The sequence below is a fragment of the Rhizobium sp. Leaf262 genome (genome assembly GCF_001422245.1).
GTDB lineage: Bacteria > Pseudomonadota > Alphaproteobacteria > Rhizobiales > Rhizobiaceae > Agrobacterium.
In genome coordinates this window covers 1-14,060 of sequence record NZ_LMMM01000005.1, presented here as the reverse complement: position 1 = coordinate 14,060, position 14,060 = coordinate 1, and the positions used below count along the sequence as shown (strand labels likewise).

The 14,060-nt window shown below is 57.7% G+C and carries 12 protein-coding genes; 9 read left to right on the top strand and 3 right to left on the bottom strand.

Annotated elements, in window-relative coordinates; genetic code table 11:
* The first annotated feature begins 214 nt into the window (after positions 1-214).
* Positions 215-1,207, top strand: a complete 993-nt coding sequence (locus ASF29_RS07130; RefSeq protein ID WP_062449966.1) for a serine hydrolase — start codon at positions 215-217, stop codon at positions 1,205-1,207.
* On the opposite strand, the gene ASF29_RS07125 is transcribed toward ASF29_RS07130, so the two are convergent.
* A complete protein-coding gene (locus ASF29_RS07125) occupies positions 1,204-1,557 on the bottom strand; it encodes a lysozyme inhibitor LprI family protein (RefSeq protein ID WP_062449965.1) in 354 nt (117 codons plus the stop codon). The genes ASF29_RS07130 and ASF29_RS07125 overlap by 4 nt on opposite strands.
* 165 nt (positions 1,558-1,722) lie before the next feature.
* Between ASF29_RS07125 and ASF29_RS07120 the strand changes: the two genes are divergently transcribed.
* On the top strand, positions 1,723-3,129 hold the full coding sequence (locus ASF29_RS07120; protein ID WP_062449964.1) for a DegQ family serine endoprotease: 1,407 nt from the start codon (positions 1,723-1,725) through the stop codon (positions 3,127-3,129).
* Positions 3,126-4,442, top strand: coding sequence for a replication-associated recombination protein A (locus tag ASF29_RS07115; RefSeq protein ID WP_062449963.1), 1,317 nt, complete (start codon positions 3,126-3,128; stop codon positions 4,440-4,442). The genes ASF29_RS07120 and ASF29_RS07115 overlap by 4 nt, the downstream gene beginning before the upstream one ends.
* Before the next feature lie 23 nt (positions 4,443-4,465).
* On the opposite strand, the gene ASF29_RS07110 is transcribed toward ASF29_RS07115, so the two are convergent.
* A complete protein-coding gene (locus tag ASF29_RS07110; RefSeq protein ID WP_062449962.1) occupies positions 4,466-4,777 on the bottom strand; it encodes a DUF1883 domain-containing protein in 312 nt (103 codons plus the stop codon).
* Positions 4,778-5,084: 307 nt separating this feature from the next.
* On the opposite strand from ASF29_RS07110, the gene ASF29_RS07105 reads away from it, so the two are divergent.
* From ASF29_RS07105 to ASF29_RS07085, 5 genes are all read left to right on the top strand, one after another.
* A complete protein-coding gene (locus ASF29_RS07105; protein ID WP_062449961.1) occupies positions 5,085-6,902 on the top strand; it encodes a methyl-accepting chemotaxis protein in 1,818 nt (605 codons plus the stop codon).
* 188 nt (positions 6,903-7,090) lie between these two features.
* The gene (locus ASF29_RS07100; RefSeq protein ID WP_062449960.1) at positions 7,091-8,020 is read left to right on the top strand and encodes a hypothetical protein; all 930 of its coding nucleotides are present in this window, start codon (positions 7,091-7,093) and stop codon (positions 8,018-8,020) included.
* Positions 8,021-8,203: 183 nt separating this feature from the next.
* Positions 8,204-9,382, top strand: a complete 1,179-nt coding sequence (locus tag ASF29_RS07095) for an extensin family protein (RefSeq protein ID WP_062449959.1) — start codon at positions 8,204-8,206, stop codon at positions 9,380-9,382.
* Positions 9,383-9,494: 112 nt separating this feature from the next.
* A complete protein-coding gene (locus ASF29_RS07090; protein WP_062449958.1) occupies positions 9,495-10,433 on the top strand; it encodes an ABC transporter ATP-binding protein in 939 nt (312 codons plus the stop codon).
* Positions 10,430-11,191 carry an ABC transporter permease gene (locus ASF29_RS07085; RefSeq protein WP_062449957.1) on the top strand — a complete coding sequence of 254 codons (762 nt, stop codon included), beginning with the start codon at positions 10,430-10,432 and terminating at the stop codon, positions 11,189-11,191. The genes ASF29_RS07090 and ASF29_RS07085 overlap by 4 nt, the downstream gene beginning before the upstream one ends.
* Positions 11,192-11,327: 136 nt before the next feature.
* Here ASF29_RS07085 and tyrS read toward each other — a convergent pair whose 3' ends face one another.
* Positions 11,328-12,581 carry a tyrosine--tRNA ligase gene (gene tyrS / locus ASF29_RS07080; protein WP_062449956.1) on the bottom strand — a complete coding sequence of 418 codons (1,254 nt, stop codon included), beginning with the start codon at positions 12,579-12,581 and terminating at the stop codon, positions 11,328-11,330.
* 148 nt (positions 12,582-12,729) lie between these two features.
* On the opposite strand from tyrS, the gene ASF29_RS07075 reads away from it, so the two are divergent.
* The gene (locus ASF29_RS07075; protein WP_062449955.1) at positions 12,730-13,863 is read left to right on the top strand and encodes an anhydro-N-acetylmuramic acid kinase; all 1,134 of its coding nucleotides are present in this window, start codon (positions 12,730-12,732) and stop codon (positions 13,861-13,863) included.
* Positions 13,864-14,060 lie beyond the last annotated feature (197 nt).

The window sequence follows — 14,060 nt, the reverse complement described above, 5'->3', positions numbered from 1 at the left end:
TTAAACATCTGCGCAACCTGAAGTCGATAAGATTTTAAGATTATGAATTCAGTAGCGTTCATTATTTCTCGTCTTTTTAGACGGATACTGAGAATTTCCGCACTCTGTGAAGCTTTTTCTGAATATTAAATGACTGAATATTGGCTCGTCACGATTATGTGAGTCGTGATGCCTACACATGGCGGGCTCTAAATTCGCTATTAAATAACGCATCATGAAAAGACGCACCGCACTTGCCCTCATCGCCAGCCTGCCTTTCGTTTCGGTCGCTCGTGCGCAATCGCAAAGCCAACTGACGGCATTGCTGGAAAATGCCGGGTCACTCGATAGCCTGAAAACGGTTATCGTCAGTGTTGATGGGAAAGAGGTCGCCAGCCGCGCCTATCATGGTGCGGCCCTCAACGGCTCTACCAATATCAAGTCTGCGTCGAAGTCCATCGTGTCTGCGCTGGTGGGCATCGCCATCGACAGGAAGATATTGGAGGGGCCGGATCAACCGATCGCGACAGTCCTGCGTCCTGACTTTCCATCCAATCCCGATCCCCGGCTGGAACGGGTCACGATCGGCCACCTTCTGTCCATGCAGTCGGGGCTGGAGCGCATGTCGGGTCCGAATTATGGACGGTGGGTTTCCAGCCGCAACTGGGTGCGTATGGCACTCGGGTCGGGCTTCGCTGGAGAGCCGGGTGGCGGGATGCTGTATTCTACCGGCTCCACGCATCTGCTGTCTGCCATTCTTACCAAGGCATCGGGCAAGTCCACGCTGGCGCTGGCGCGTGACTGGCTCGCACCGCTCGATGGGTTTTCCATCGGCTCGTGGGAGCGTGACCCGCAAGGCATCTATCTCGGCGGCAACCAGATGGCGATGACGGCGCGGTCCCTGCTGGCATTCGGAGAGCTTTATCGCCGTGGCGGAACGACCGTGGACGGTAAGCGTGTGGTGTCGCAAAGCTGGATCGAGCAATCCTGGACCCAGCGGACCAACTCCGTTTTCAATGGCGATGGCTATGGCTACAGCTGGTTCATCAAGGACATGGCGGGCGAGCGGGTGTTCTATGCATGGGGCTATGGCGGTCAGATGCTCTATATCGTGCCATCGAAAAAGCTGTCCGTCGTCATGACCTCACGCGAAGATGCGCCATCGGCCCGCACAGGATATCGCGATCAACTGCACGGGCTGATGGCGGGAATCATTTCGACGGTTTAAAGCGGTCGGTTGATGTTCTGGAACGCTTCGCCGAGTTTCTTCATGCGCTCGTCATAGGACTTCGTCAGGCATTCGGTGTCGGCTGCACAGGCTTCGCGGGTCTTCAGCCACTCGCTCTGTTCGGTGCGAAGCGTATCGCGTGCGCCCATTGCCATCAACTGCGTCAGAATGTCGAATGTCGTGGCCATGCGCACATCCTGATCGTTTAAGGCGCGGTTCTCGCAGATCGTCTTTTCATCGGCCTTGAGGTCGGCCTTCGTGCAATCGAAGCTGGCGGCACCGACGGGCGAGCCGTGCGAGTAGGAACCAATAACAATCAGGGCCGCAAGAACATGTTTCTTCAAAAGCATCTGTATCTCTTTTCCATAAACGGACTATTCAGCCGTTTAAAGCCTGAAGCGTGACAACTTGTTCCATTGGCGTGTTTGAGGCACAGTCCGTCATGATCTTGCCGCCCTTTGATTTATAGGCTCAGGCGTTATAACTCCATCATATTGATGAGGATGAGGAATCACATGCCAAGCATGGTGAAGTATCTAACCACCGGCCTTCTTGCGACGATGCTGTTTTTGCCCGCGTCGCTGCAAGCGCAGGACAATAAATCCGTGCCGTCGAGCACGGCTGAAATGCAGCTTTCCTTTGCGCCGCTGGTCAAACGTACGGCAGGGGCCGTGGTGAACGTTTATGCCGAACGGTTGGTGCAGAGACGCGCTTCACCCTTTGCCGGCGATCCGTTCTTCGAACAGTTCTTCGGCCAGCAGTCGCCCAACCGGACGGAAAAACAATCGTCCCTCGGCTCCGGTGTCATCGCCACGGCCAGTGGACTTGTGGTGACCAACAATCACGTCATCGATGGTGCCGACGATATCAAGGTGGCGCTCGCAGACGGGCGTGAATTCTCCTCCAAGGTGTTGCTGAAGGACGATCGGCTCGATCTGGCGGTGTTGCAGATCGATGCCAAGGAGGAGTTTCCCGTCTTGCCGCTCGGAAATTCCGATGCAACCGAGGTCGGCGATCTGGTGCTTGCCATCGGCAACCCCTTCGGTGTCGGCCAGACGGTGACAAGCGGTATCGTCTCGGCACTGGCGCGCAATCAGGTCACCCAGGGTGATTTCGGCTTCTTCATCCAGACGGATGCCTCCATCAATCCCGGCAACTCCGGTGGCGCGCTGATGAACATGGCGGGCGAACTGATCGGCATCAATACGGCGATCTTCTCGCGTGGCGGCGGTTCCAACGGTATCGGCTTTGCCATTCCCGCCAATCTGGTTCGCGTCTTTCTGGCGGCTGCCGAAAAGGGCGATACGTCATTCCAGCGTCCCTATGTCGGCGCGACATTCGATCCCGTCACATCGGAAGTGGCCGAAGCGCTCGGCCTGAAGCGTGCACGCGGCGCACTTGTCGTCAGCGTCGTGAAAGACGGTCCGGCTGAAAAGGCGGGTATCGAACCGGGGCAGGTCGTCACGGCGGTCAACGGCATCGAGGTGGAGCATCCCGACGCGCTCGGCTACCGTCTGACCACAGCCGGCATCGGCAAATCGGCCAAGATCAGCCTGATCGACAAGGGCAAGGAAAAGACCGTCACCATCGCGCTCGATACGGCGCCGGAAACAGCACCGCGTGACGAGCGCCTGCTGGAAGGCCGCAATCCGTTTGCAGGCGCAACGGTCGCCAATCTTTCGCCCAAGCTTGCCGATGAGTTGCGCATGTCGACCAGCACGACGGGCGTGGTCATCACGGATGTCAAACGCAACTCCCCCGCCGCCCGTGTCGGGTTCCAGCCCAAGGACATCATCGTTTCCTTAAACGGAACGGATATGGCATCCACCGCAGATGTGGAACACGCGCTGGAAGACAACCCCGGCTTCTGGCGTATGGAGATCATTCGCGACGGTCAGCGCATCCGGCAATTCCTGCGATGAGCGGCGATCTCTTTTCCCCACAGATACCGCCGGAGGTCGCCAACCGGCGGCCTTTGGCCGACAGGCTGCGCCCGACGACGCTTGGCGAGGTCACCGGCCAAGCGCATCTGACGGGTGAAGAAGGCGTTTTGCGCCGCATGATCGAAAGCGGGTCGCTCGGCTCCATGATTTTCTGGGGCCCGCCCGGCACCGGCAAGACGACGGTTGCCCGGTTGCTATCAGGCGAGGCGGGGCTTGCCTTCGAGCAGATATCGGCAATTTTTTCCGGCGTCGCCGACCTGAAGAAGGTCTTCGAAAGCGCACGCACGCGACGTATGAACGGACGGCAGACCCTGCTGTTCGTGGACGAAATCCATCGCTTCAACCGCGCCCAGCAGGACAGTTTCCTGCCTGTCATGGAAGACGGCACCATCATCCTCGTTGGTGCCACCACCGAAAATCCTTCTTTCGAACTGAACGCCGCTCTTTTGTCGCGGGCGCGGGTTCTGACATTCCAGAGCCATGACGAGGAAAGCCTTCTGGAACTGCTCAAACGCGCCGAGCAGGTGGAAGACAAGCCCCTTCCGCTCGATGATGATGCGCGTGCCTCGCTGATCCGCATGGCCGATGGTGATGGCCGTGCGGTGCTGACGCTGGCGGAAGAGGTCTGGCGCGCCGCGCGAAAGGGTGAGGTCTTCGATACGGAGGGACTGACACGCATCGTTCAGCGTCGCGCGCCGGTCTATGACAAGGGCCAGGACGGCCATTACAATCTTATTTCGGCCCTGCATAAGTCGGTCCGCGGTTCCGATCCCGACGCGGCACTCTATTACCTTGCCCGCATGTTCGACGCGGGCGAAGACCCGCTGTATCTCGGGCGGCGGCTGGTGCGCATGGCCGTCGAGGATATCGGCCTTGCCGATCCGCAGGCGCTTGTCGTGTGCAATGCGGCCAAGGATGCCTATGATTATCTGGGGTCGCCTGAAGGTGAGCTGGCGCTGGCGCAGGCGTGCGTCTATCTGGCGACGGCACCCAAATCCAATGCGGTTTACACCGCCTTCAAATCGGCTATGCGCGCTGCCAAGGAAAACGGCTCGCTGCTACCGCCCAAGCATATTCTCAACGCGCCGACCAAGTTGATGAAAGGCGAGGGATATGGCGATGGCTATCGCTACGACCACGACGAGCCGGATGCGTTTTCAGGGCAGGACTACTTCCCGGAGAAAATGGGCCGCACCACGTTCTACGATCCGCCCGACCGGGGGTTCGAACGCGATATTCGCAAACGTCTGGATTGGTGGGCAAAACTTCGCCGCGAGCGGGGTGGTAAATAGCGGCGTGCGGCTTGTGCCCTGTTTCAGGAGGCTTCGCGCACAAGCGTTGCCATGCGCGGCGGCAGCATTTTGACAGAGGATTCCGCCAGGGTGTGATGCCCTTCACAATCCACGATCAAATGCCAGTGCGACGTCTCGGGAATGGTCACCCGCAGAGGAGATTTCTTGGCGACGCCGCCCAGATATTTGAAGTCCAGCATTTCGGTGAAGCGCTGGTAGTTTCCTGACGTCATCAGCCGCACATTGTTCACCGCATTCAGCGACACCTCGATGATGGCACCTGCGCGCAGCTGCTTGAGATCGTAATGGGTAAAGCGGAAGCTTGGCTTGGCCATGAGACCCTCCGTAATAGTGGCGCCATTCCGTCAGGATAAGCCCGCATGATTAACGCTTTCTTTCGCCCACGATGCAACGCAGCCTGATGGGAGTATCATTCTGCAGCTATACAACTGTGCTGATTGGTTTTGATATTTTTTGCTGCGGTGCACAAAATATCTTTGAGCATAAGTACGGCTTTGCTGTCTATCGATCGTGTAACGATGGAATTTTTTCAGGTCGAAAAAGGTTTTCTCTAATTTATTCATCATAAATATTTTCCGCATATCTTCTTTATGTCTTTTAACAATTTGGGTGTCGGTTTCAATGAAGCATCTAACCATTTCCATGCGCCTTTACGCGCTTGTTGCGCTTTTTCTTGTGATATTGGCCGGCGCCCTGACATCCAGTTTGTTTGGAAGTTACCAAGGCATGGAGCGGGAACGAAAGGCCGGACTGGAATCGATGACCCAGACGGCTGTCGGTATTCTTTCGCAATATTATCGTCTTGAGCAGAGTGGTACCTTGACGAAGGAGGTCGCGCAGCAGCAGGCGAAAGCGGCAATTTCAGCCATGCGCTACGAGAACGGCAATGGTTATTTCTGGATCAATGACATGGGTCCGAAAATGATCATGCATCCCGTCAAGCCGGAGCTGAATGGAACCGACCTGACTGCCAACAAGGACCCCAACGGCAAGCAGCTGTTCGTGGAATTCGTCAACACGGTCAAAGCGGGCGGCAAGGGGTTTGTCGATTATTACTGGCCGAAGCCGGGCTCTCCTGATCCTGTCGAGAAATTCTCGCACGTCGCAGGTTTTGCTCCGTGGGGCTGGATCGTCGGCACGGGCGTTTACGTGGACGATCTCAAGGCCGCTTTCTGGGGCGAAGCACTATGGATCGCGGGCATTTGCGCTGCCAGTGCCTTCGTCGTCCTGGCTGCAGCGGCCTTCGTCGTCGGCGGTGTGACAGGCCCGATTGCAAGCCTCAAGAACAGCATGGGCCGCATTGCCGACGGCGATGGAAATGCCGATGTCGCCTTTGCCGACCGCCGCAATGAAATCGGTGCCATGGCGAAGACGCTTCTTGTCCTGCGCGATTCGGTCAACGAACGTGTCCAGTTGCAACAGCGCGAAGCGGAACAGCAAAAGGCGTTTGAAGAGACGCGTCGCGGCAACGAGGCTGCCTTGCGCAGCGCATCCGACCAGCAGGCCCATGCCATGAACGAACTCGCACGAGCACTGGAACGGCTTTCTCAGGGCGATCTGACCGTGCAGGTGGGTGATATCGGTCGCGAGTACGAAAAGCTGCGCGCCGATTTCAACAGTGCGGTGGGTGAACTTCAAAGCGTCATCGGTGCCATTTCCCATACCAGCCATGTCGTCAACGACAGTGCCGGTGACATCAGCGAAGCCACGGGCAACCTCTCGCGTCGTACGGAGCAACAGGCCGCTGCCCTTGAGGAAACCGCGGCTGCGCTGGAAGAAATCACCGCCACCGTCCGCACCGCCTCCGAGCGTGCCAACGAGGCACGAAGCATGGTCAGCGAGACCAAGACAAGTGCGGGGCGTTCTGGCGATATCGTCCGTAATGCCGTTGAAGCCATGAACCGTATCGAAGACTCCTCGAAGAAAATCGGACAGATCATCGTGGTCATCGATGAGATTGCCTTCCAGACGAACCTCCTTGCTCTCAATGCCGGTGTGGAAGCCGCGCGCGCAGGTGAGGCGGGCCGTGGTTTCGCAGTCGTGGCGCAGGAAGTGCGTGAACTGGCACAGCGCTCTGCCAACGCGGCGAAGGAGATCAAGACGCTGATCAACAGTTCTGCCGAACAGGTCAATGGTGGCGTGTCCCTTGTTCGATCGACAGGCGATGCGCTGGATGAAATCATGGCCTTGGTCAACAGGGTCGATGGCCACGTCAACACCATTGCCACCACGGCAAGGGAGCAGGCAACCGGCCTTCAGGAGATCAACAGCTCCGTCAACCACATGGATCAGATGACGCAGCAAAATGCCGCGATGGTCGAGGAAACCACGGCGGCCAGCCAGACGCTTGCCGAGGAAAGCCGTCAGCTTCACACGCTCTTGTCTCGTTTCCAGCTGGGTCACAACAATGCGGCTTCCGGCGTTTCACGCGCAGCTTGAGAAAGACTGACACGACGAAAAAGAGGGCGCTGCGGCATGCGGCGTCCTTTTTTATTGTGCTGTCCGGATTTGTATCGTTATCAAATTTTCAAAGGATATTTCATCCAGCAGCTTTAATTTTGCCCGATTTTCACTCGCATTAGTTTTGTCTTTTTGTGTCTGACATGACGTGTAGAGGGAGATTTGGAATGTCCGGAACGCCACTTTCTGAGCTATCGAGCGCCAAGACGATGGCTGGTGATGACCAGTTTCGGTTATTTCCGCTGAAAAGCGGTCCCCATTTCGGCGATGCGAGCCTGTCGAATGGAGCGAGCGGCGTAGTCTTCACGGGTTACACCAAAGACGCCAGCATAGATAATGATGCGTTTTCCTGCTGCGGAAACTACACCCTTCGCAACTCCGTGCACGCCGCCATCGCAGCAACGACGCCCGATGGCTGCACGATGTTCGCGCTGAAGAGCGTCATCGACCAACGCCCCTGCCTTGCTGTCGGCGGCTTCGACCGTGACGGCAAACCCGTAACCCTGACGCCGACGCAGTTCGACAGAATCACAAAGCCGCTCTTCAACTTCGCCAGCAATGTGTCGCCGATTCTGGGAAGCGAGCCCGCTCCGGGCATCCAGCTTCGCAGCGGCAATTCCACCTACGGCTTTCAGTATAATGCCCGAAGTGAACGCTACATCTTTACCTATGACAACCGCATCGTTGGTGGGTACCACTCAGACAGACGACCGGACTTCGAGGCGAAGCACAACCTCTCGCTGGAACATGACGGTAGAGATTTATCAAAAATCACACTTGGTGGAAGCGTCCGCAGCCTCGACCGTTCGATCTCTGCCAGCGCATTTCGCGAGGCAACATCGAGCGGCATAGATACCACCGTTCGTAATGGCGATCTCTATGGCTCCTTCATGCAGAAATATGTCGGCACCGAGAGGACGCGAAGGGTTGAAATAGGCGACGACCGCACTTCGATCTTCCACGAGAAAACCACCGGCGGCAAGGTGAGCGCGGGATTGCAGCACCAGTTCGATGTGGTCACGCTGAAAGTAACCCGCACCCGCGATCGGGTCACCGGTACGGAATATGTGCTGACCTTTACCTTTCAACTGCCTTAACAGGCAGAGAGATCGTCATCCTGACGCCGAAAGCCGGGCAACGTGGTCGTTGTCCGGCTTTGCAACGTCCAGACCTTTGCCTGTAAGTTTCACGGTCGCGATGAAAAGGGTTCGTTTACCAAATTTGTTTAAGATTTAGCTCGATTGCCGCGCGTTGCGGCCGCTGAAGGTACAGGTTCTGGTATGGCGTATGTTTCCCTTCCGCGTCGTTTTGTGACGTTGCTGACGATCTCCACGGTGATTGCGTCGTGTTCGGCGGAGGGGCTTGTGCCTCCCGCCGATGTCGATGTCGATGGCGCGACGCGGGTGAGTTCTATTCGTTCTTCTCAACAGCAGAATTACAGCGCGCCGGCTGCCAGAAACTTTCCGACGGAGCCGGTCAGTGATTATGCGCCATTGGCCCAGCCGATGCCCGAGCAGACGCCATCGCGTGATCCGCTGCTGCAGGCCGCACCCGGACAGCAATATTCCACACTGGATGCCCAGCAGGCGCGGCTTGGCGTTGCGCCCCAATCCCAGAGCGTGATGGCCGAGGGCGAGGGTGGCGTCAACATGGATGACGGTCTGGGCGTTGCACCTGTGCGTGGCCTTGCGGAAGAGCAGGACATGGAAGTGTCGGGAGGGCAGCCGGAAGAGTTGCAGCAGATGCCGATGTCGTCTGCGCCACGCCGTCAGCCGCAGGGACAATCCCGCCTCATCCCGCCGCCCGGCGAAGGACAAAGGCAACGCCAGCCGGTACAGGATGTCGCGATGCTGATGCCCGACAACCCGACGCTGGAACGTCGCATGTCTTCGCCACCGGGCATGATGCCGCCGTCCGAAATCGCGTGCCGTTCGGAATTGCGCAGGCTGGGCGTTTCCTTCCGGGATGTCGCCCGGATTTCCGACGGTCCAACCTGTGGCATCGATTATCCCATTGAATTGAGCGGTCTTGCCAGCGGCGTTGCGGTGCGGCCTGCCGTGAAGCTCAATTGCCAGATCACGCTCGCCTTTGCCAAATGGGTGAAGTTCGAACTCGTACCATCCTCGCGCTTCCGCTATCTTTCTGGCGTGGAGCGGATCACGCCGATGGGCGGTTACTCCTGCCGTAAGATGAATTCGCGCTCCAGCAATCCATGGTCGGAACATGCACGCGGAAACGCCATCGACATCGGCACCATCACGCTAAAGAACGGCAAGGAGATCGATGTCCGCAAGAAGAGCTTCTTCGCTTTCCGTGAAAAAGGACTTCTGAAAACGGTTCGGAGTGACAGTTGCAAGTACTTTTCCACGGTGCTTGGCCCTGGCAGCGATCCAAGTCACTGGAATCACTTTCATTTCGATCTGCGGACCCGCAAATCCGGATATCGCCACTGCAGTTGAGAATGATCGGCTGTTTTATGCCCCGATCATAGTATGATTTCGCTGCGGGGTTGGCTTTTCAGCAATCTTAAACCTATATGCGTTCGAGCATGATTGTGTTGAAAGATTTCTGATGAACTCCCCCGTTAAACCGATCGTTTCCATCCAGAACCTGACGAAATCCTATGCCAACGGGTTCCAGGCGCTAAAAGGCGTCAGCCTCGACATTTATCAAGGCGAAATTCTCGCGCTGCTCGGGCCGAATGGCGCGGGCAAGACCACGTTGATCTCGATCATTTGCGGACTGGTCAACCCCGGCGAGGGTAGGGTGCTGGTCGGCGGGCATGATGTGGTGAGCGAATTTCGCAAGACCCGCGAGTTGATCGGCCTTGTGCCGCAGGAACTGACGACCGACCAGTTCGAAACCGTCTGGAACACGGTGTCCTTCTCACGCGGGCTGCATGGCCAGAAGAAGAACCCGGAGCTGGTCGAGCGGATTTTGAAATCGCTGTCGCTCTTCAGCAAGAAGGACAACATGCTGCGCGAGCTGTCGGGCGGCATGAAGCGGCGTGTGCTGATTGCCAAGGCGCTGGCGCATGAGCCGAAAATCCTGTTTCTGGATGAGCCGACGGCAGGCGTCGATGTCGCCCTGCGCCGCGATATGTGGCAGGTGGTGGAAGAGCTTCGCGCCACCGGCGTCACGATCATTCTGACCACCCACTATATCGAAGAAGCCGAAGAGATTGCCGACCGCGTTGGAGTCATCAACGGCGGCGAGCTTCTATTGGTGGAAGACAAGACGGCCCTGATGCGCAAGCTCGGTCGAAAACAGCTTTCGCTTGAGTTGACCGAGCCGGTGAAGGCTTTGCCGGATAGTCTCTCACAGTTCCAGCTGTCTCTTTCCGAAGACGGCAGCTGTCTGACTTACGAATATGAGGGCAATGGAGAGCAGAGCAGGATCGCCGACGTGCTTTCGGCGCTGTCGGCGGCAGGCATTCATTTCAAGGATATTTCGACACGCCAGAGCTCGCTCGAAGACATTTTCGTGGCGCTGGTGGGAGGTCAAAAATGAACTTCGAGGCTATCAAGTCCATCTATCTCTTCGAAATGGCCCGCACGCGCCGCACGCTTTTGCAAAGCGTCGTGTCGCCTGTCATCTCGACATCACTTTATTTCATCGTGTTCGGCACAGCTATAGGATCGCGTATTCAGGAGGTGGATGGCGTTTCCTATGGCGCTTTCATAACACCCGGCCTGATCATGCTCACATTGTTGACGCAGTGCGTCAGCAACGGCTCGTTCGGCATATATTTCCCCAAATTCACCGGCACGATTTATGAGATCCTGTCGGCCCCCGTGGCGATGAGCGAGATCGTTATCGGCTATGTCGGGGCGGCGGCGACGAAGGGGTTGATGATCGGTACGATCATCCTCATCACCGCATCCTTCTTCGTCGATATATCGATTGCCCACCCCTTCATGATGGTCCTGTTCTTCGTGCTGACGGCCATCAGCTTCAGCCTGTTCGGCTTCATCATAGGCATATGGGCCTCGAATTTCGAACAGCTCAACCTTATCCCGATGCTGGTCGTCCCACCGTTGACGTTCCTCGGTGGCAGCTTCTATTCCATCAACATGCTGCCGCCCTTCTGGCAGACGGTCAGCCACTTCAATCCGGTGCTGTATCTCATCAGCGGCTTCCGCTGGAGTTTCTATGAGATTTCGGACGTGAACCCTGTCCTCAGCCTGGCGATGATCACGCTGTTCTTGGCGGTTTGTCTTGGCGTAGTGGGCTGGATGTTCAAGACTGGCTATAAGTTGAGGAACTGATCATTACTCCTCCGTCATCCCGCACTTGATGCCAGTCAGCCCAAGTCCTTGGGCTGAAAAGACTCTTTCGCGCCGTAGACGCGGCGCTGCTGGACCCCGGCTCAAGGCCGGGGTGACGGAGAGTTTATTTGAAACCTCAAACAGGCCGCACGAGAATGTGCTTCTTTTTGCCCAGCGACAGCTTGATCACGCCATCTGCCGTGACTTCACCAGCGCCGATGACCTGACGCTCATCGGACATGCTCTGGTCGTTGATCTTCACCGCACCGCCCTGAACGTGACGACGGGCTTCACCGTTGGAGGCAGCAAGACCGGCGCGGACAATGAGCGATAGCAGACCGACGCCCGCCTCAAGCTCACCCTTCGGCACTTCGATAGACGGCAGGTTATCGGCCAGCGCGCCTTCTTCGAAGGTCTTGCGGGCGGTTTCGGCAGCCTGCTCGGCATTGTCGCGGCCATGCAGCATGGCGGTGATTTCGGTTGCGAGGATTTTCTTGACCTCGTTGATCTCCGAACCACCCAGCGCCGAGAGACGCGCGATCTCGTCCATCGGTAACGTCGTGTAGAGCTTCAGGAAGCGTGACACATCAGCGTCTTCCGTGTTTCGCCAGTACTGCCAGAAATCATAGGCCGACAGCATATCCGGGTTCAGCCACACGGCACCGTTGACGGATTTACCCATCTTCGCACCCGAAGACGTCGTCAGAAGCGGAGAGGTCAGGGCGTAGAGCTGCGGCGTGCCCATGCGGTGGCCGAGGTCGATGCCGTTGATGATGTTGCCCCACTGATCCGAACCGCCCATTTGCAGGCGGCAACCGGTGCGCTTGTTCAGCTCCACGAAGTCGTAGGCCTGCAGGATCATGTAGTTGAATTCGAGGAAGGACAGCGACTGCTCGCGCTCCAGTCGTGTCTTGACGCTTTCGAAGGACAGCATGCGGTTGACCGAGAAGTGACGGCCGACATCGCGCAGGAATTCGAGGTAGTTGATATCGCGCAGCCAGTCGCCATTGTTGATCATCAGCGCAGGCGCGGTCGCGGCGTCGTAATTCAGGTAGTTCGAGAAGACGCGCTTGATCGAGGCGATGTTGCTTTCGATCGTATCGACCGTCATCAACTGCCGTGCTTCATCCTTGAACGAGGGATCGCCGACCATGCCGGTACCGCCGCCCATCAAAGATATCGGCTGATGGCCGGTTTTCTGCATCCAGTACAGCATCATGATCTGGATCAGACCGCCGGCATGCAGGCTGGGCGCGGTCGGATCGAAGCCGATATAGGCAGTCACGGTTTCCTTGGCGAAGAGTTCATCGAGACCTGCCTCATCGGAGATCTGGTGAATGAAGCCGCGCTCATCGAGCGTGCGGAGGAAATCGGACTTGAACCTGGACATAACCTTTTTCTTTCTGGTTGGGTCTTCTGCTCACTGAAATGCCAGTGAATGCCGCGCCTTTAGCATCATTTTTTGAAAAGTGCACCCGTTTGCGCCATGAATATCGGCAATCGGTAACGAGATGATTCCATCTGGCAGGAGAACGGATATGGGCGAGGTCAAAACCGCGATAGGGCTGATGAGCGGAACGTCCATGGATGGCATCGACATCGCCCTGCTGCGCACGGATGGCGAAAGCGTCGTGCACCACGGCCCGAGCGGATATTTTCCCTATGACCAGCAACTGCGCGCCACATGGCAAAGGGCGCTGGTCACAGCCAAGTCCATCCGCCAGCGCGATGAGCGCCCCGATGACCTAGGTGAGGCCGAGCGCAAGCTGACGCTGGCACATGCGGCTGCGGTCAAATCATTCCTGCATCGGAACGGGTTGAGTGCGCAGGATATCGACATCATCGGTTTTCACGGCCAAACTGTGCTTCATCGCCCGGATGACGCGCTCACGGTGCAGATCGGCGACGGGCCTTTGCTTGCCGAGGAAACCGGCATTAGTGTGGTCTATGACATGCGCGCCAATGACATGGTGCATGGCGGGCAGGGCGCGCCGCTGATCCCGGTCTACCACGCGGCACTCGGCGCTAATCTGCCTGCGCAATTCGAAACGCCTGCGGTTTTCGTCAATATCGGTGGGATTTCGAACCTGACTTACGTCGGGAAGAGTGGCACGCTGGCGGCTTTCGACAGCGGCCCGGGCAATATGCTGATCGACCAGTGGATCGAGGCGCATACCGGCAAGACTTACGATAAGGACGGCGCGACAGCGGCTCGCGGCAAGGTCGTTCCGTCGCTGATAGAGCGCTATATGGAAAGCCCGTTCTTTTCCGCAAACATCCGTCGCTCTCTGGACCGCTCCGATTTCCTGCCGCCTGCAAAAGGTGAAGTTTCGCTGGAAGATGGCGCGCGAACGCTGGCGCATCTCACCGGTGCGGCCATTCTCAGGTCTGCGAGCTATCTACCGGAGGGTGCCAGAACCTATGTCGTTTGCGGCGGTGGGCGGCTCAATCCGGTTATTATGACGGAGTTTTCCGAGCAGGCGTCGAAGCTGGGCGCTAAGGTCATCGCAGCGGAAGCCGCGGGTTTTGATGGCGGGGCGATGGAGGCCGAGGCCTGGGCGTATTTGGCTGTGCGGTCGCTCAGAGGTCTGCCGCTGACCTATCCGGGCACGACGGGGGTGCGGGAGCCGGTGACGGGTGGGGTGCTGGCGAGGCGTGAATTGCGGTCATGATATATGCTGGAGGGTGCGGCTAGCCCCCCTTGTAACTTCCCCTCACCGTCATTTGGCGTTTTAATGCCGGTTGCGGTGGCGGATGTGAGACCGAGACCCCCTGGGGACACCAAGCCCGTGGCAGAGCCCGGTCGTACATCCGCCGTTCCATCGAACCCGAACAGTCGCCAGGGCCGCTTGCGCGAGCAAAGCCCGCT